The 17,981-nt window shown below is 48.4% G+C and carries 17 protein-coding genes; 13 read left to right on the forward strand and 4 right to left on the reverse strand.

The window, feature by feature from the left end; all coding sequences use genetic code 11:
• Positions 1-102 precede the first annotated feature (102 nt).
• Positions 103-270 (reverse strand): hypothetical protein, encoded by a 168-nt coding sequence (locus DYD54_RS11425; RefSeq protein WP_155400029.1) that lies wholly within the window; start codon positions 268-270, stop codon positions 103-105.
• Positions 271-579: 309 nt separating this feature from the next.
• Here DYD54_RS11425 and DYD54_RS07775 point away from each other — a divergent pair, with 309 nt between their 5' ends.
• From DYD54_RS07775 to DYD54_RS07800, 6 genes are all read left to right on the forward strand, one after another.
• Positions 580-1,467 (forward strand): LysR family transcriptional regulator, encoded by an 888-nt coding sequence (locus DYD54_RS07775; protein ID WP_063514436.1) that lies wholly within the window; start codon positions 580-582, stop codon positions 1,465-1,467.
• 227 nt (positions 1,468-1,694) lie between these two features.
• The gene (locus DYD54_RS07780; protein ID WP_063514437.1) at positions 1,695-3,917 is read left to right on the forward strand and encodes an NADP-dependent isocitrate dehydrogenase; all 2,223 of its coding nucleotides are present in this window, start codon (positions 1,695-1,697) and stop codon (positions 3,915-3,917) included.
• A 51-nt stretch (positions 3,918-3,968) separates the two neighbouring features.
• Entirely contained in the window at positions 3,969-4,457 is a 489-nt protein-coding gene (locus DYD54_RS07785) for a protein disulfide oxidoreductase (protein WP_063514438.1), read from the forward strand.
• A gap of 76 nt (positions 4,458-4,533) precedes the next feature.
• Complete coding sequence (gene gmk / locus DYD54_RS07790; RefSeq protein WP_063514439.1) at positions 4,534-5,154, forward strand: guanylate kinase; 621 nt, start codon at positions 4,534-4,536, stop codon at positions 5,152-5,154.
• Positions 5,155-5,160: 6 nt separating this feature from the next.
• Positions 5,161-6,126 (forward strand): multidrug resistance efflux transporter family protein, encoded by a 966-nt coding sequence (locus tag DYD54_RS07795; RefSeq protein WP_323807412.1) that lies wholly within the window; start codon positions 5,161-5,163, stop codon positions 6,124-6,126.
• Positions 6,127-6,129: 3 nt separating this feature from the next.
• Positions 6,130-6,780 carry a trimeric intracellular cation channel family protein gene (locus DYD54_RS07800; protein WP_063514440.1) on the forward strand — a complete coding sequence of 217 codons (651 nt, stop codon included), beginning with the start codon at positions 6,130-6,132 and terminating at the stop codon, positions 6,778-6,780.
• Between the two features lie 36 nt (positions 6,781-6,816).
• Here DYD54_RS07800 and hemH read toward each other — a convergent pair whose 3' ends face one another.
• On the reverse strand, positions 6,817-7,779 hold the full coding sequence (gene hemH, locus DYD54_RS07805; protein ID WP_063514441.1) for a ferrochelatase: 963 nt from the start codon (positions 7,777-7,779) through the stop codon (positions 6,817-6,819).
• 195 nt (positions 7,780-7,974) lie between these two features.
• Here hemH and DYD54_RS07810 point away from each other — a divergent pair, with 195 nt between their 5' ends.
• The 7 genes from DYD54_RS07810 (at position 7,975) to DYD54_RS07840 (ending at position 15,544) form a co-directional block, all read left to right on the forward strand.
• Positions 7,975-9,540: an ABC transporter substrate-binding protein gene (locus DYD54_RS07810; RefSeq protein WP_063514442.1), complete on the forward strand. Its 1,566-nt coding sequence runs from the start codon at positions 7,975-7,977 to the stop codon at positions 9,538-9,540.
• A gap of 103 nt (positions 9,541-9,643) precedes the next feature.
• Positions 9,644-10,579 carry an ABC transporter permease gene (locus DYD54_RS07815; protein ID WP_063514443.1) on the forward strand — a complete coding sequence of 312 codons (936 nt, stop codon included), beginning with the start codon at positions 9,644-9,646 and terminating at the stop codon, positions 10,577-10,579.
• 45 nt (positions 10,580-10,624) lie between these two features.
• The gene (locus tag DYD54_RS07820) at positions 10,625-11,425 is read left to right on the forward strand and encodes an ABC transporter permease (protein ID WP_218563650.1); all 801 of its coding nucleotides are present in this window, start codon (positions 10,625-10,627) and stop codon (positions 11,423-11,425) included.
• A gap of 2 nt (positions 11,426-11,427) precedes the next feature.
• Positions 11,428-12,873, forward strand: a complete 1,446-nt coding sequence (locus tag DYD54_RS07825; protein ID WP_063514444.1) for an ABC transporter ATP-binding protein — start codon at positions 11,428-11,430, stop codon at positions 12,871-12,873.
• Between the two features lie 129 nt (positions 12,874-13,002).
• Positions 13,003-14,241, forward strand: a complete 1,239-nt coding sequence (gene metX / locus DYD54_RS07830) for a homoserine O-succinyltransferase MetX (protein ID WP_084260668.1) — start codon at positions 13,003-13,005, stop codon at positions 14,239-14,241.
• Complete coding sequence (gene metW / locus DYD54_RS07835) at positions 14,234-14,857, forward strand: methionine biosynthesis protein MetW (RefSeq protein ID WP_063514446.1); 624 nt, start codon at positions 14,234-14,236, stop codon at positions 14,855-14,857. Before metX ends, metW begins: the two co-directional genes overlap by 8 nt.
• Positions 14,858-14,965: 108 nt before the next feature.
• The gene (locus DYD54_RS07840) at positions 14,966-15,544 is read left to right on the forward strand and encodes a tetratricopeptide repeat protein (RefSeq protein ID WP_063514447.1); all 579 of its coding nucleotides are present in this window, start codon (positions 14,966-14,968) and stop codon (positions 15,542-15,544) included.
• A gap of 49 nt (positions 15,545-15,593) precedes the next feature.
• Here DYD54_RS07840 and DYD54_RS07845 read toward each other — a convergent pair whose 3' ends face one another.
• Complete coding sequence (locus DYD54_RS07845; RefSeq protein WP_084260669.1) at positions 15,594-16,487, reverse strand: DUF72 domain-containing protein; 894 nt, start codon at positions 16,485-16,487, stop codon at positions 15,594-15,596.
• The gene (locus DYD54_RS07850) at positions 16,426-17,970 is read right to left on the reverse strand and encodes a pyridoxal phosphate-dependent decarboxylase family protein (protein ID WP_063514448.1); all 1,545 of its coding nucleotides are present in this window, start codon (positions 17,968-17,970) and stop codon (positions 16,426-16,428) included. Before DYD54_RS07850 ends, DYD54_RS07845 begins: the two co-directional genes overlap by 62 nt.
• Positions 17,971-17,981: the final 11 nt, after the last annotated feature.

Below are 17,981 nucleotides of genomic sequence, written 5' to 3' on the forward strand. Positions count from 1 at the left end.
ACAAAACCCCAATGGTATTCATTGGGGTTTTTGGTTTATGGGTAATTTTCCATTATGAGGACTTATTTATAAACTTTCAAATCTCAACCAAGCTACTTGATATTAAGCATTGAATGCCATAACAATAACACTCACAAGAACAATCGCCAGCATCACCCAGCCCAGTCGCTTTGCAAATTTATCAATCTTGGTTAAATCCACGCCATGCTCTAATTTTATCGCAATCCAGCGCCTCGTCAGATATCCTGACACCATCCCAAATACTGCCAAACATGCCGCGTGCAACAGCCCAGCCCAGACCCCATCAAGGTTAAAGACCTCAAGCGTTGGACAACAATACCAAAGCCCAAACAAAATCAACGCATAAAGCGCATGCCAAACCCGCGGCCAGCGTCAAGAATGTGCTTATAAGTCCCATCTGAACGGTTCATTATTCACCCACCCCCATAATCTTTAAATAAAATTTAAGAACAATTTGCAATGGTTTAATACCACAAACTACCGTCATTTTAACATGAAAAAATTTTAAATCTTATGCTAAAATATTGAATAATTTTAAATCACTAGGTTAAGATTATCATGCTAGAAATCCGTCATCTGCAAATGCTCTCTATGCTGGCTCGTCATGGCTCACTGGCGACCACCGCCGATGAGCTAAATCTGACCGCATCCGCCATCTCTCATCAGCTCAAAGAACTTGAAAGTTTTTATGACATATCTTTGGTGAATCGTCGCATGCGCCCTGTGAGCTTCACGCCTGCAGGCAAACTCTTACTGCAGCTGGCCGACAGCATTCTACCGCAGGTCGCCCGCACCAAATCCGACATCAAACGACTGGCACACGGTCAGGCAGGGCAATTAAGGCTTGCCAGTGAATGCCATAGCTGTTTTGATTGGCTAATGCCAATTTTAAACGTTTATCGTAAAGAATACAGCGATGTTGAGCTGGACTTTACCTCAGGGTTTGAGCCTGAACCACATCAGATGCTCATTGATGGCGACATCGACTTACTGATCACCGCAAGCAACTTACCCATTGAAGGCATCCTGTACGAGCCGCTATTTACTTATGAAAGCCGTCTGGTGCTCTCGCCTTCACATCTGCTAGCCAGTCATAACACCATCGAACCCAAGGACCTCATCGATGAGACTCTCATCGCCTATCCTGTAGAACAAAAACGCCTAGACATTATTGCTAAATTCTTAGAGCCTAATGGCGCCATGCCAAAACAAATACGCACAACTGAACTTACTGCCATGCTCATACAGCTGGTCGCCAGTGAACGCGGTGTGGCGGCACTACCTGACTGGGTGGCAAGCGAATACGAGAAAAAAGGCTGGGTGGTCAGCCGCCCACTGGGCGCTGGCGTGTACTGCCAACTGTACGCCGCAATTCGTAGCGACAGTCAGGAACTGGCTTATATGAAAGGTTTTCTAAGCTTACTAGAAAACATCCAAAAACCCTAAACAACTGAATGATGATAGACAATTTAAATGATAGTATTTTTTAAATAAATGATAATAGCAGTTTTATCATCCAAACAATATAGTTATGCATCCGTCAAAGGTGGTATAATAGCCACGCGACAAATGGATTTAGTTGCAAGTCATCCGCTTGCAGCGATTGAATAATGTGTGACATTAGGCGCATCAACCATTCACCCTATTTATGAGACAATAACATCGGAGTTTTTATGAGCAAATCTACCATCATCTATACCTATACTGATGAAGCCCCTGCCCTAGCCACCCATTCACTACTACCTATCGTACAAGCCTTCACTAAAAGTGCTGACATCGAATTTGTAACCAGCGACATCTCTCTAGCCTCACGTATTTTGTCACAATTTCCAGAATATCTGACCGAAGAACAACGCAAAGCTGACGCATTGGCTGAGCTTGGTGAGCTGGTAAAGCAACCTGATGCCAACGTCATCAAACTACCTAACATCTCAGCTTCTGTACCACAGCTACTGGCCACCATCAAAGAGCTACAAGGCGATGGCTATAACGTGCCAAACTACCCAACCGAAGTAACCACCGACGAAGAAAAAGAAATCCAAGCACGTTATGATCGCGTTAAAGGCTCTGCGGTAAACCCTGTACTTCGTGAAGGTAACTCTGACCGCCGCGCACCTAAAGCCGTTAAAAACTTCGCTAAGAAATTCCCACACTCTATGGGTGCATGGACTGCCGACTCTAAGACGCACGTAGCGACGATGACGGACAATGATTTCTTCCATAACGAAAAATCATTCACCGCACCGACCGCAGGCAGCGTATCTATCGTATTTACCGACAACGCTGGCAACCGCAGCGAACTTCGTAAGCCTGTTGCACTACTAGAAGGCGAAGTGTTTGATGCAACCGTACTGAACAAAAACGCCTTGGTAGCCTTCCTAGATCGCGAAATCAAAGACGCCAAAGACAAAGGCGTGCTGTTTAGTCTACACATGAAAGCTACCATGATGAAAGTCTCTGACCCAATCATCTTCGGTCACGCAGTTAAAGCATTCTTCGCACCAGTCTTCGAAAAATTCGGCGACAAGCTAAGCGCAGCAGGCGTGAACGCGAACAACGGTCTGGGCAACCTATTTGCCAACCTAGATAAGCTAGATGCCGAGACTCGCACCGATGTTGAGACGCTGATCGCCAAGTCTTACTTTGAAGGTCCTAGCATCGCCATGGTTGATTCTAACAAAGGCATCACCAACCTACACGTACCAAGTGATGTTATTATTGATGCATCTATCCCTGCGATGATCCGCACCTCAGGTCGCATGTGGAACCGTGATGGCGAACTACAAGACACCAAGATCGTCATCCCTGACAGTACTTATGCGCCACTATACGAGACCGTAGTATCATTCTGTAAAGAACACGGCGCATTCGACCCTGTTACCATGGGCACTGTGCCTAACGTTGGTCTGATGGCTCAAAAAGCTGAAGAATACGGCTCACACGACAAGACCTTTGAGATCCCTGCTGATGGTAAAGTTGAAGTGATCGATGAAACTGGCAACGTTCTACTAAGTCACGACGTACAAGCTGGCGACATCTGGCGCGCCTGCCAAACCAAAGACGCTCCGATCAAAGACTGGGTACAACTTGCCGTGAACCGCTCTCGTCTGTCTGACACTCCTGCTGTGTTCTGGTTGGATGAGAACCGTGCACACGACGCTCAACTGATTAAGAAAGTCAATGCATATCTGGCTGAGCTTGACACTGCAGGTCTAGACATCCGCATTCTAGCGCCAGCTGATGCTACTCGCTTCACGCTAGAGCGCCTAAAAGCAGGGAAAGACACTATTAGCGTCACTGGTAACGTACTGCGAGACTACCTGACCGACCTATTCCCAATCCTAGAGCTGGGCACTTCAGCGAAGATGCTGTCTATCGTACCGCTAATGAACGGCGGCGGCATGTTCGAGACTGGCGCGGGCGGTTCTGCACCTAAGCACGTTCAGCAGTTCAACGAAGAGAATCACCTACGCTGGGACAGCCTAGGCGAATTCTTAGCATTGGCAGTATCGCTTGAGCACCTATCACAAAAAACCGGCAACACCAAAGCTCAAGTACTGGCTGACGCACTAGATGCCGCCACAGAGAAGCTTCTACTAAATGACAAGTCACCTAAGCGTAAAGCAGGCGAGCTTGACAACCGTGGCAGCCACTACTACCTAGCAACTTACTGGGCGCAAGAGTTGGCAGCGCAGAACACCGATGCGCAGTTGGCGGCTGAGTTTGCACCAATCGCCAAGGCATTGACCGAAAATGAAGCAACCATCGTGAACGAACTGAACAGCGTTCAAGGCAAAGCCATTGACACCAAAGGCTACTACTCAGCCGATCGTGACGTACTGACCCAAGCGATGCGCCCAAGTGCAACATTTAATCAAATCATTGCACAACTTTAATCCATTCTCACAAAATACCATCTTTTTAGGTGGTATTTTTATTTTTGTATTATGAAAAACATCATCTTAAACGCGTTAAAATATTTACTGATCTTCATCGTCATCTATATGGCGGTGAATCTTTGGCGCGCACCCACTCTGCCCGACACGCCAGAGCTTCGCTATCAGACCAATCAAGGTCAGATCATTGATGCCGTCGCCCAAAGCCATGACACGCCTGTATTGGTGTATTTTTGGGGTACATGGTGCTCGATCTGTCGCATCACCACGCCGAATGTCGAGACATTACACGAGAATGGTACGCCTGTGATTACGGTTGCCACACGATCGGACAGCACGGTCGAATTGGCAGATTATCTCACCAAAAATCAGCTTGATTTTATGGTGATTAATGACTTGGATGGTCAGGTTTTTCAGGGCTGGCAAGGCAAAGTAACGCCATCGTTCGTCATCCTAAAAGACGGTAAAATTCATCAAAGCTTTACCGGCATCGCGCCACTTTGGTCGTTAAAATTAAGGCTTTGGATGGCGCGCCTTTAATGAGATTAACATTAGGCGGCTTTTTAGGCTTATGTTATAATAATCGTTTTTATTCTGTATTCATCAAGAGCACCCCATGAGCGCACAAGGCACATTATTCATCATCACCGCCGCCTCAGGCACCGGCAAAACCAGCCTCGTCAAAGAGCTACTCGCCACTACGGACAACCTAAAGGTCAGCATCTCGCACACCACCAGACAGCCACGACCTGCTGAATCTGATGGCGTGCATTATTATTTTACTGACAAGACGGCTTTTGAGCAGTTGATCGCGAAAGGTGCTTTTTTTGAATATGCTGAAGTCTTTGGCAATTATTATGGCACGAGCAAGCAAGCAGTGGATGACTTACTTAACCAAGGTATCGATGTTATCTTAGAGATCGATTGGCAAGGCGCATTACAAGTCAAAGAAAAATCCCCGCAAGCTGTGATGATCTTCATCTTGCCACCAAGTCTTGACGCGCTGCGCAGCCGATTGTCTAATCGCGGACAGGACAGCAGCGATGTCATCGAGACACGTCTGGCGGGCGCGGTCACTGAGATGAAGAACTACCATCACTTTGATTATGTTGTGATTAATGACGACTTTGGTACCGCATTGGGCGATCTACAAACCATCATCAAAGCACAGCGCCTAACCCTAACGCAGCAGACAGCTCGTCAAAACGCACTTATCGAATCATTGCTAAGCGACTGATCGCCCATGATGGCTCGCTTGGTACTGCTTGGGCTGCTTGCAGGGTTATTTTTTAGTACAACGTTTGTACTTAACGAACTGATGGCAAGCCAAAACGGTCATTGGTTCTGGTCGGCAAGTGGCCGCTACATCTTTATGTGGTTCATATTAAGCGCGCTCATCGCCCTAAAAGACGGCGTTAAGACCTTGGTTGGTCTTAGTGCGCTGTTCATGGATTATTGGAAATTCTGGTGTGTGACAGGTGGCATTGGCTTTGGTGGGTTTTATGCATTTTTGTGCTTTGGTGCAGATCACGCATCCGGCTGGATCATCGCCGCGACTTTTCAATTAACCGCTGTGGCAAGCTTGATTGTCTTGGCTGTATTTGGCGAGCGTCTGAACAAGCGCATCATTGGCACAAGTCTACTGATATTCATCGGTGTCCTAATTGCCAACCTTGGTGAAGGGCCGAACCACACCACAAGCAGCACAAGCACTTTATTACTGATGAGTGCACTGCCAGCATTCATTGCAGGATTTTGTTTCCCTGTGGGTAATCAGCTGGTCTGGTATGGTACTACTAAGCCCACGCATCACAACGCACTCACCCAAGCCATCCTACACATCACATCGCCACTCATGCACAGCGCCTTAAATAAAGTATGGCTGCTGACCACAGGCTCTTTGCCGCTATGGCTTGTGCTTGGCTTTGTCATACAGCCAGATTTGCCAAATACATCTCAAGTATTTAATACGTTTTTTGTGGCGTTATTTGCAGGTGTGATCACAACGGGTATTTTTCTGTTAGCACGCTCCAAAGCCACAACCATCGCGCAGATCGCCACCATCGATGCCACACAAGCGAGCGAAGTGCTATTTGCCATCTTAGGTGGCATGGCTTTATTAGGTACATCAGCACCGTCGCTCATTAGTATGATTGGGGTATTGATGATCATGGTGGGATTATTTGGCTTTGCCAAGATGCAGGCTTAAGTTATGCTGAATATTATCTTTGAGAACATCACGCCTGATTTTATGATTTACCTGCTGGATATGGTGGGTGTGGTGGCATGTGCGATCGCAGGCACGACACTGGCGCTGCATAAGAAGTTTGATTTTTTTGGTTGTATCTTGGTGTCCATGGTGAATGCCATCGGCGGCGGTACGATTCGTGACGTCATGCTCGATCGCCATCCGCTATTCTGGATGACTGATTTGAACTATGTCATCGTGATTACATTGACATCCCTTATTTGCCAGGTATTTTTTAATTATTATCAAAAAATCGATTGGACGCTCAAGTTCTTCGATGCGATCGGGTTGGCGGCATTTAGCGTGATCGGGCTCAAAGTCGGACTTGCACTCGAGGCGCATCCGATGATCGCTGTGATGATGGCGGTCTTAACCAGCATCGCCGGTGGTATCATGCGCGACATGATTTGTAATGAGATTCCGCTCGTTCTACAAAAAGAAATCTACATCAGCGCAAGCATCACGGGCGCTTTGCTGTATTTTACACTTGGGCAAATTGGCGCATCAGATGTCATTCAAGACACCTTAACACTCGTTACCATCGTCGGGGTTCGAATGCTGGCGATTCGCTTTGATTGGCATTTGCCCTCCATTCGCCTAAATTCCGACGTATAATAAAGAAAACCTGCCAAATTTAGCAGGTTTTCTTTATTATAAATATCGTCCGACCACATCCGCCATCAGCTCAATGTGCAGCGCATCGGTGTTCAGCGCAGGGATATACTCGTAAGACTTACCGCCTGCATTCATGAAGTTATCACGGTTCTCCGCCGCGAGCTCCTCTAAGGTCTCCAAGCAGTCAGCCGAGAAAGCAGGACTTAGCACCTGTACAGACACCCCTTTAGCCCCCCACTCACCAAGCAGCTCATCGGTATAGGGCTTAAGCCACTCTTGCGCGCCGAAACGTGACTGGAAACTCACCGCCCATTCATCAGCGCCCAATCCTAACTCGCTGGCGACCAGCACGGCAGTCTTACGGCATTGCTCAGCATAGGGGTCGCCCTTATCTGCATAGGGCTTAGGAATGCCATGAAAGCTCATTAATAGTCTATCAGCTCGTCCATGCTCCGCCCAGAACTTGCGAATGCTATCCGCAAGCGCCTTGATATACAGCGGATGATCATGATAATCGCGCGTGAACTGAATGGCAGGCATGTTGCGCTTATCCATGCAGTATTCCGCTACCTTATCAAATACCGCTGCCGTAGTGGTCGCCGAATACTGTGGATAAAGAGAGAAGACGATAAAGTCATCATAGCCTTTATCTTGAAGTTCCTTCATCACATGCTTAATGTTCGGATTACCATAAGTGGTAGCAGGGAACACAGGGGTTGGCGTGCCATTTTCGATGAGTTTGTCTTGTAGTAACGCAGCTTGCTGTTTTAGGATTGCAAGCAGCGGCGAACCGTCTGCCGTCCACACACTCTCATAAGCATGAGCCACTCGCTTGGGGCGTGTGGTCAATACGAATAGATTTAGGATGATTTGCCAAATGAATGGCGGAATCTCAATCACACGAGTGTCGGACAAGAACTCACGCAAATAGCGGCGCACACCTTGAGGCGTGGGCTCGTCTGGCGTACCTAAGTTCACAAGAATAATGGCGGTTTTCATGAATGTTTACCATTTAAAAATTTGACTTAGTTTAGCATTTTTTGACAAAAATAGCAGTTAATTTTATCAATTAACGACTTTATAGATAAAAAATATTCTTATTTGCATTGTTAAGTAGCATCGCATTCTGCTTGCAATTTATCTTGTTATAGAATAACATAAGCCAAATTTTTTATACTCTTACAGGATATTTTTATGAAAACCAACACTTGGCTACGCCCTACCGCCCTTGCCATCGCGCTTATCGGCTTGACCGCCTGCGGCAATGACGACAAGGCAACTACCACCACAGACAATGCCACGCCTGCCACGAGCGATAAGACACTCACGGTCGTTACCCCTTGGGAGATTACCAATGCCGACCCTAGCACGTCAGGCTTTGTCTATCAGCGTATGGGTATCGGCGAAACCTTGGTAGACGTGGACGAGGCAGGGGCAATTATCCCTGCCCTAGCCGAAAAATGGGAGACAGCCGACAACGGCAAAACATGGGTGTTTACGTTGCGTGATGATGTCAAATTCCATGACGGCACACCCATGACCGCCAAAGAAGTGGTAAACAGCCTAACGCTCGCCCTAAACAAGCCCACCGCCCTAGAAAGTGCTAATATCAAGCTTATCAAGGCAGTTGATGATAAAACGGTAGAATTCACTCTTGCTGAGCCTTTGACCACCCTACCGTCTTATTTGACACACGCCACTGCCATTATCCTAGCCCCAGCTTCCTTTGATGACGAAGGGCAAGCCACCAAAATCATCGGCACAGGGGCGTATCAGGCGGATAAGGTTGAGCCACCACAAAAGATTGAGCAGTCCGCTTATGCCGACTATTGGGGACAAAAAGCCCACATCAGTCGCATTAACTACCTTGCCAACTCTCGCAGTGAGACTCGCACCCTGCTTGTCGAGAGTGGCGATGACCATTTGGTGTACACCCTAGACAGTGCCAGCCTAAAACGCCTACAAAACAACAGCGACCTACAAGTGGCAACCCAAACGCTCGCTCGCACCATTGTCATTAAGATGAACATCGCCAATCCGCTCTTTACCGATAAGACCACTCGTCAAGCCCTATCTGATGCCATAGACCGTGAAGCCATTGCCAAATCGGTGCTACGCATTGGCGATGCGGGAGCGTATGAGCTACTACCGCCCATGTTTGGCGGTTGGCAGGCAGGCGTGGCAAAATCCACCCCTGATTATCCTGACATTAAAGCCAAACTGCTCGCCAATGGCTTTACCGAAGGGGCAAATGGCGTGCTACAAAAAGACGGTAAGCCCTTTACCATATCGCTCATCACGTTCTCCGACCGCCCGGAGTTACCGCTTATCGCCACCGCCTTACAAGACCAATGGCGTAAAATCGGTGTGGATTTACAAGTTAATATCACCAACTCATCAGAGATTCCCAAGGCTCATCAAGACGGCTCACTGCAAATGGCTCTGTACGCTCGTAACTACGGCAACACCCCAGACCCATTGGCTTCACTACAATCCGACCTAAGCCCACAAGGCAGCGACTGGGGCGTGATGAATTACCAAAACTCTACGCTTACCCAAGCCTTGCATGACATCGCCACCACAGCCGATGATGTCAAGCGAGATGAACTCAAAAAACAAGTCGCTACCATTTTGGCAGATGAGCGTCCGCTTATCCCTGTCGTGTACTACCAACAAAGTGCGTCCGCTCACAAGTCGCTACAAGGCTTGACCCTTGACCCCTTTGAGCGTAAATACAACCTAAATCAGCTTAAATGGTAATACTACGCCATGATAACCCAAAGAGCGACACACCATCGCTCTTTGATTTGTTTTTGGCTCTCTTAATTTGCTTTATACCTAAGTTTATGGTAACCATATCATTATGCTAAAACTACTCACATCACGGCTTATCCAACTGCTCTTGGTCGTCTGGTCGGTCGGCACTTTGACCTTTGTTCTTATGCGAAGCCTGCCCGGCGACATGGCGTATCGTATCGCTGCGTCTCGCTATGGCTACGACCAAGTCACCGCAAGCTCTGCCGACCAAGTGCGAGCCGAACTGGGGCTTGATTTGCCGTGGCATGAGCAGTATATAGCATGGTTTGGCGACCTGCTCCGCTTGGATTTGGGAGACTCGCTCGTCAGTGGGGCAAGCGTGTGGGAAGAGATAGCCCACCAGTTTGGACACACGCTGTCGCTGGCGTTTGTCGCTTTGATTATCTCACTCATCATCGCCCCACCGATAGGCATACTCTCTGCCCTGCGACCTAATGGGGTCTTTGACCGTTTTACCTTATTTATCGCCACCTTGCTCCGCTCCTCCCCTGCCTTTATCATTGGCGTGCTACTCATCACCATTTTTGCGGTGCATTTAAAATGGCTACCTGCCATCGGCTACGGCAAGCCGATTAACTACATCCTACCTGCTCTCACACTCGCCTTAGGTCTGTCGGCGGTCTCCATTCGGGTCAGTCGTAATGCGGCAGTGGCAGTGCTTGACTCTATATTTTATGAATTTGCCAAATTAAAGGGGCTAAGCCCTTGGCAGGCATTTAGACGACATGGCGTGCGTAACATTGCCATTCCCATTGTCGCCTATCATGGGGTACAGCTCATCTATCTCATCGAAGGCGTGGTCATCGTGGAAAGCCTGTTTGCATGGCCGGGTATCGGTCACGCCCTAGTTCACGCCATCATCGCCCGAGACATTCCAATGATACAAGGCTCGGCTTTGGTCATGGGTGGACTGTTCGTGGTGTTAAACGCCGTCTTGGATGTCATCAATCGCTACATTGACCCCCGTTATGAAGCTCACTAAACCTTATCAGCATTTGCCAAACTCCGGTATCAATTTGCCAATATTATGATGAAATACTTAAAAAACCTAACCCCCACTCAGCTTATCGGACTTATCATCTTGGCGGCACTCCTCATCTTTGCCTATGGTAGTCCACTCATACGCCCCCATGACATGGCACTGCAAAACCTAGATGTTATCCTATCTGCCCCCAGTGGCGAACACCCCTTTGGTACTGACCATCTAGGGCGTGATATGATGGCTCGCCTTGCGTCCGCCATTCGCTTGTCTTTTTCGCTCATTGTCGGCTCGGTGGGGGTGTCGCTCATCTTTGGGCTACTGTTTGGCTTGCTGGCGGGGATTTTTGGGGGGATTTTGGATAAGTTTTTTAACTTTATCTGTGATTGTATCATGGCGTTGCCCGGTTTATTGTTTATCCTACTGTTTGCATCTATCGCCCCCAACAGTTTTTGGTCGCTGTATCTGGGCGTATCACTTGTCATGTGGGTGGAGTTTTTTAAGATGACCCGTGCGATGAGCCTAAACCTACGCAAATCAAGCGAAGTACAAGCCAGTACACTCATGGACATGGGGCTGTGGTACATCATCAAACGCCACTATCTGCCACGGCTCGCCCCTGTCATGTGGACACTCTCGGCATTTGGGGCGGGTAATGCGGTGCTAGCCCTTGCCACGCTTGGCTTTGTCAATGTCGGTCTTAAACCGCCGACCGCCGAGCTGGGTCTGATGATGACCGAACTGTTTCCTTATTATTATGAAGCGCCTTTGGTGTTCTTTTTGCCGATTATCACCGTGTTTTTACTCGTGCTTTCATTTCAATTATTATCAGGCAAACAGGACGGCTAGTCATGCAAAATACCCAACCATCACCAGATATCTTAATCCGAATCAATAACTTATCTGTCCACACCACAGACGGTGCTACCTTAGTCGAGCCCATTAGCCTTAGCATAAAAAAGGGGCAAAATTTGACCATCTTAGGTGAGACAGGCTCGGGCAAAAGCCTGCTTGCCCGAGCGGTCATGGGGGCATTGCCTAAGGGCTTGACAGTCAAAGGACAAATTCTCATCAACGGCAAAACGCTCCATGACGGACAAGGCGAACTTGATGAACATCAATTTGCCAAGCTGTGGGGGCGTGATTTGACCATACTCCCCCAAGAGCCAGTGCGTTCGCTTGACCCCACCATGACGGTGTTTCGCCAGATTTGGGAAAGTCTGCATTTTGTCAAACGAACCGATGACTCTGCCGCCAAAGACACCACCTTACGCACCTTAGAGCAACTCTCGCTAGCCCACGCCAAAGACTACTATCCGCATGAGCTGTCAGGGGGCATGGCACAACGTGCATCCTTTGCGTCTGCCACCGTGAGTGGGGCGTACATGGTTATCGCCGATGAACCCACCAAAGGGCTTGACCACACCAATAAAATCGCTGTCGTGGACATGCTCGCCCAAGTCGCCAAACAAGGCGGCTGCCTTTTGACCATCACGCATGACATCGAAGTCGCCAACCGTCTAAGCACTGATAACGACCTGCTTATGGTCATGAAAAAAGGTAAGCTCTTAGAGCAAGGGCAAGCCACCGATGTCCTACAAAATCCCAAATCCGACTACGCCAAAGAGCTGATGAGTGCCAACCCTGCCACATGGACAAAGGCGGACATCGCACCTATTGACAAGCCCCTTTTGACCTTAAAAGACGTGGCCATCAGTCGTGGCAACAAAGAGCTGTTTAGTGGGCTAAACATCACGCTCCATGCAGGGCAAGCGGTGGGACTCATCGGCGATAGCGGTATCGGCAAAAGCTCGCTGGGGGACGCCATTTGCGGGCTTATCAATCCATCCAAAGGGGTGATGACATGGCACACCAAACCCAAACGCCACCAAGTGCTAAAACTCTACCAAGACCCACCGTCCGCTTTCGCCCAAAACATCACGCTCGGCACACTCATCAATGACGTGGTCAAGCGTCATCATCTTGATAAAAGCCAAATCGCCCCGCTCATGGAAGCCTTACAGCTCCACCCTGACCTACTGCACCGTACAAGCGAGAGCGTCTCAGGGGGCGAGCTTCAACGCATTGCCATCATGCGAGCTTTGATGATGAAACCTGTGCTACTGTTTGCCGATGAAGTTACCAACCGCCTAGACCCCATCACCCAAAAAACCACATTAGATTTACTCACGCACGCCTGTCGCACCCAAAACTGCACACTGGTTATGGTGAGTCATGACCACGATTTGACACGGCATTACTGTGATACGATGGTGGATTTGACGGATTATCGTTAGTCTGGTGTAGAGAGTTTGGTGTTTTAGCGACAAGAATTTTTGTCAAAATTATGCTAAAATAAATAGGTGTCAGTTATTAGCTGACACCTATTTATTTTATTCACAAAAACAACAATGCACGGAACGATCGTGAGCGAACAAGATAATAACACACCCACCCTTTTAGACCCCACATCGGTGGGCATCGTCACACCCCAGACACTACACTTTGATGAACCACTGCAATTAGAATGCAATCGAATCTTGCCATCATTCGAACTTGTCATCGAAACCTATGGGACACTAAATACCGACAAATCAAATGCCATTTTGATTTGTCATGCTCTATCAGGATCACACCACGCCGCAGGCTATCACAGTGAGAGCGACACCAAAGCAGGCTGGTGGGATGCTCTGATTGGTCCAAGCAAGGCGATTGATACTGATGAGTTTTTTGTGGTATGCCTAAACAACATTGGCTCATGTCATGGCTCAACTGGACCCACCACCATCAATCCAGACACAGGCAAGCTGTGGGAGGCTGACTTTCCACTCATCACCATCAAAGACTGGGTAAAAACGCAGGTGATGCTCTCTGACAAACTGGGCATTGACAAATGGCACGCCATCGTTGGCGGCTCAATGGGCGGTATGCAGGCGTTGCAGTGGTCGGTGGACTATCCTGACCGCTTGGGTCGTGCCGTCATCATCGCCAGCACGCCAAAATTGTCCGCCCAGAACATCGCCTTTAATGAAGTGGCACGCCAATCCATCTTGTCCGACCCTGATTTTCATGGTGGCTCATATGTCAGTCACGGCACCTACCCAAGGCGAGGACTCGTCTTAGCTCGCATGGTTGGGCACATCACCTACATCACCGAAGATGCCATGAAGGCAAAATTTGGGCGTGATTTGAAGTCAGGCAAGTTCATGTATGGCTATGATGTCGAGTTTCAAGTCGAGAGCTATTTGCGTTATCAAGGCGAGCGGTTCAGCAAAAACTTTGATGCCAACACCTATCTGCTCATGACAAAGGCTTTGGACTATTTCGACCCCACACGAGACCACACCCCTGACGGCTTGGACGAAAAAACCGCCTTACAACAGACGCTTGCTCGCACCAAATGCCAGTTTTTGATTGTCTCATTCAGCACTGATTGGCGATTCTCACCAGAACGCTCCATCGAAATCGTCGACGCACTCATCGCTGGTGGCAAAGATGTCAGCTTCATCAATGTCGATGCACCGCATGGTCATGACTCGTTTTTGTTTGACATTCCACGCTATGTCAATGCTATCAAGGGGTTTTTATCCGCCCCAAATCACAATCTTCCCCCAAAACACCCACAAAAAACCCATGACCGCCACGACGAGGAGCATCATGAATAACATCGACCATCAACTTGCCGAAAAATGGATACGCCCCAACGCCCGTGTACTGGACTTAGGCTGTGGTGATGGGACGCTGCTGGCACATTTAAAACATCGCTTGGGCGTGTCGGGTTATGGACTTGAAATCGACCCAGACAAAATCAATCAAGGCATCACCAAGGGGTTAAACATCATCGAACAAGACCTAAATGATGGCTTGGCTCGCTTTGCCGATGGCAGCTTTGACACGGTTGTCATGGCTCGTGCCTTACAAGCAGTCAAAAATCCCCAAATCCTCCTAAATGAGATGCTCAGGGTGGCAAAAGAAGGCATCGTCACTTTCCCAAATTTTGCCTATTGGCAAAACCGAGTGTCCTTGGGCATCAAGGGCATCATGCCCATGAGTGAGACTCTGCCACATCAGTGGTATGACACCCCTAACATTCATCTTTGTACTTTCAAAGATTTTGAGCGGCTGTGCCAAGACAGTGGCATCACCATCTTAGACACGGTCGCCATCAATGATGATGCCAATCTGCCAAACAAGCTCATGCACAAGCTTGTCAAATACGCACCAAACCTACTGGCTGATGTGGCGGTGTATCGTATCACCAAAAGCCAAGAGACGTCTTAGTGATTCACGATTGACCGTAGGCATTTTTTGTAACATCTGGTTGATTGAACTTTATTCATCGAAATGCTAAGATAGAAGTCAAATTTTTATTCTTGATTTGGAGGTCTCATGAAAATGCTCAAAACCGCCCTACTTTTGGCAACGCTCGGTGCGTCTGTCGCTCACGCCAGGACCACCACGATTGTCACAAGCTTCGATGGGGGGTTTGAGGACATGGACATCAGCAGTCTGACCATCAAGGCATCGCAAGGCAACCAGCACGCCCAGTTTTTTCTGGCCAAGCGCCTACAAAAAGGGCAAGGCGTTGCCAAAGACCCCAGCACCGCTGCCTACTGGTACACTCGTGCTGCCGAGCAGAATGCTTCGCCTGCCCAGCTCAATTTGGGTCTGATGTATTTGCGTGGCGAGGGTGTGCAAGCCGACATGGATGAGGCTCGCAAATGGTTAGAAAAGGCCGCTCACTTAGGTGACAATCGTGCCAGCTATGCACTCGCCATGCTTGATGAGCGTGAAAAACGCTTCGTTGATGCTTACAAATGGTACGATTTATCAAGCCGAGATGGTATGCTCGACGCCAACATCAAACATAAAGCCCAATCAAAAATCGGACAACTTGCCTTAAATTTATCCTCCCAAGACATCGAAAAAGCCAAAACCAGTGCCAATTATTGGTTTCAGAACCAATAAGTCAAATACTCGGTTCAATTTGGCTGTTTTGAGCGGTATCTTTTGCAATTCATGAAAACAAGTCGCCCTGCCCCACCAGATGGGGCGATTTTGCGTCCAGTCCTAATGCCAAAAGCTTGTGCTTTAATGTCTTAATGTCATAAAAAGCGTGGGCGTTGGTGGTGTTTTGAAAATAAATAAATATTTCATCAAAGTTTTGCTCATTCGTTGCAATGCTGCCAGCAATAACATCAAGCCCCTTCTCACCATAACGGTAGTCATGACGGGCTTTGGCAGTCGTCTCATGCCACCAGCGATGATTGTTGCCGTGCAAGCGGTAATAAGCGGTACGATGACTTGACCAAAAAGGCGTGTTCGGCAGACCAATGCCTTTGGGGTAATCGGCATTAACCCAAATGAGGTCAGGCGAATTCAAAAAATGCTCGAACACTGGCATGATGTGCCAGCTGGGGTGACGCAATTCTATCGCCAAAGGATAACCAGCGAACCATTTGACAAGCTCGCCCAAATAACGGCGGTTGGCTGGATGTCTTTGAAAGCTGTGCGGAAATTGCAGCAGCAAGGGTGCCAAATGCTCGCCCAAGGGCATCACAGTCTGCAAGAACTCTTTGGCTGTTTGGGCGGTTGCCGTGCGAGTGTGACTAAAAGACTGATGCAGCTTTATTGAAAATTTGAGTCGACCTGCCGCCTTGTGCTGCATACCAAGCAAGGCTTTTCGTCCAATGGGAGCATGAAAACTGCTGTTAATCTCGACACAGTCATAGTGATTGGCATAATAAGACAAAAAATCACTCGGTCTGGCATGGTGCGGGTACAGCGTACCAATCAAATCGGTGTCGCTGTACCCACCTGTGCCGATGTAGATGGCAGGCTTCACTCGGTCAGTCAATGGGTGGTGTGTAGGTGCCGTCTTTGATGTCGTCCTTGATGCGCTCTGCTTCATCAAGCACTTGGGCAAGCAGTGCTTGAACATCGCCCAGCGTGGCAATCGGGCTTAGCGTCGTCATTTTCAACGACTGAACATCTTGCTTGGCATCAATCACACGGGTAACACCAATATTCGCCTCGCCACGGGCAAACAGCTCATCAGCGACATTTTGGTTTAGGCTATCAATAAACTCATCAGGATAACCAGTTGGCACGACACGAAACAGCACAGAGGCAAATTGTGGCTCAACAAGTAACTCCAAGCCGTCTGTATTACGAATATAATCCGCCACCTCTTTTGTCAAATTCACCCCGTGGTCAATCATTGAACCATAAAGCTCTTCGCCCAATGCCTCCACTGTAAACCACAATTTTAACGCATCAAAGCGGCGTGTTGTCTGCAAAGACTTTGACACCAAGTTTGGCACGCCATGTTCTTCATCATAGGCTGAATTAAGATATTCTGCCTCATAGTGCATGAAGCGATAGTTCGCCTCATCTTTGAGCAAAAACGCCCCACAAGAGATACTTTGAAAATAATGCTTATGAAAATCAAGCGTTACCGAATCGGTCAGCTCAATGCCATCTAAAAGATGACGGTATTCATTAGACAGTATCAACGCACCGCCCCACGCCGCATCCACATGTAGCCATGCTCCGAATTTGTCGCACAAGGCACGGATTGCTTTGATGTCATCAATCGCCCCTGCGTCGGTCGTTCCTGCCGTTGCCACGACACACGCCACAATGTTGCCTTTGGCGTGCAAGTCCGCCATGATGTCGGCTAGGGCATTGGTATCCATTTGGGCGTTGTCATTGACAGGCACGGTAACCACTGATTGAAAGCCCATGCCCATCATCGCCATGTTTTTTTGTACGCTAAAATGGGCATTTTCCGAGCATAGCACTTTAACTTTTTTCATCGCATCGTTTGGCACACCATCACGCTGTACTGACCACGCTTTGCCGTTGTCGTCTTGGTAATTTTTGCTAATCGCCCAATCACGAGCCAACAGCACGCCCATCAAATTAGACTGCGTACCGCCTGATGTGAACACGCCTGCCTGCCCTGAGCCATAGCCGACCTTTTGGCGAAGCCAGTCAATCAGCTGCACCTCCATCAGTGAGCCTGCTGGCGACTGATCCCACGAGTCCATAGATTGGTTGGTGGCGTTAATCAGCACTTCGGCAATTTGCGATGCTACCATGGTTGGACAATGCAAATGAGCGAGCGAATGGGGATGATGAACTTTTAAACTTTTGTTTAAAAATAGCTCTACCAGTCGCTCCAACGCCTTATCCACACCCAAGCCTTCTTTGGCAGGGTTAAAGGCGATTTTCGAACGTAGCTCTTTAATGCTACCGCCTGTGTACATTTTGTCGTTTTTAAGCCATGCCGTTACCGCTTTGACAGCGTCCGTCATCGCACGTTCATAGTCGGCGATTGACTGGCTGTCATTGCAAAGTAGGGCTTGGCGGTGTTGTTCAAAAGTTGGCATGGCTACATCCT

It is taken from the genome of Moraxella ovis, from assembly GCF_900453105.1.
In the GTDB taxonomy this organism is placed as follows: domain Bacteria; phylum Pseudomonadota; class Gammaproteobacteria; order Pseudomonadales; family Moraxellaceae; genus Moraxella; species Moraxella ovis.

What these genes read in the sequence shown, in the direction of transcription:
- DYD54_RS07825 (WP_063514444.1), top strand. Translation starts at nt 11,428, where the DNA reads ATGCAAAATACCCAACCATCACCAGATATCTTAATCCGAATCAATAAC.
- DYD54_RS07780 (WP_063514437.1), top strand. Translation starts at nt 1,695, where the DNA reads ATGAGCAAATCTACCATCATCTATACCTATACTGATGAAGCCCCTGCC.
- DYD54_RS07845 (WP_084260669.1), bottom strand. Translation starts at nt 16,487, where the DNA reads ATGAAGCAGAGCGCATCAAGGACGACATCAAAGACGGCACCTACACAC.
- DYD54_RS07800 (WP_063514440.1), top strand. Translation starts at nt 6,130, where the DNA reads ATGCTGAATATTATCTTTGAGAACATCACGCCTGATTTTATGATTTAC.
- DYD54_RS07820 (WP_218563650.1), top strand. Translation starts at nt 10,625, where the DNA reads ATGATGAAATACTTAAAAAACCTAACCCCCACTCAGCTTATCGGACTT.
- DYD54_RS07785 (WP_063514438.1), top strand. Translation starts at nt 3,969, where the DNA reads ATGAAAAACATCATCTTAAACGCGTTAAAATATTTACTGATCTTCATC.
- DYD54_RS07795 (WP_323807412.1), top strand. Translation starts at nt 5,161, where the DNA reads ATGATGGCTCGCTTGGTACTGCTTGGGCTGCTTGCAGGGTTATTTTTT.
- gmk (WP_063514439.1), top strand. Translation starts at nt 4,534, where the DNA reads ATGAGCGCACAAGGCACATTATTCATCATCACCGCCGCCTCAGGCACC.
- DYD54_RS07815 (WP_063514443.1), top strand. Translation starts at nt 9,644, where the DNA reads ATGCTAAAACTACTCACATCACGGCTTATCCAACTGCTCTTGGTCGTC.
- hemH (WP_063514441.1), bottom strand. Translation starts at nt 7,779, where the DNA reads ATGAAAACCGCCATTATTCTTGTGAACTTAGGTACGCCAGACGAGCCC.
- metW (WP_063514446.1), top strand. Translation starts at nt 14,234, where the DNA reads ATGAATAACATCGACCATCAACTTGCCGAAAAATGGATACGCCCCAAC.
- DYD54_RS07810 (WP_063514442.1), top strand. Translation starts at nt 7,975, where the DNA reads ATGAAAACCAACACTTGGCTACGCCCTACCGCCCTTGCCATCGCGCTT.
- DYD54_RS07775 (WP_063514436.1), top strand. Translation starts at nt 580, where the DNA reads ATGCTAGAAATCCGTCATCTGCAAATGCTCTCTATGCTGGCTCGTCAT.
- DYD54_RS07850 (WP_063514448.1), bottom strand. Translation starts at nt 17,970, where the DNA reads ATGCCAACTTTTGAACAACACCGCCAAGCCCTACTTTGCAATGACAGC.
- DYD54_RS07840 (WP_063514447.1), top strand. Translation starts at nt 14,966, where the DNA reads ATGAAAATGCTCAAAACCGCCCTACTTTTGGCAACGCTCGGTGCGTCT.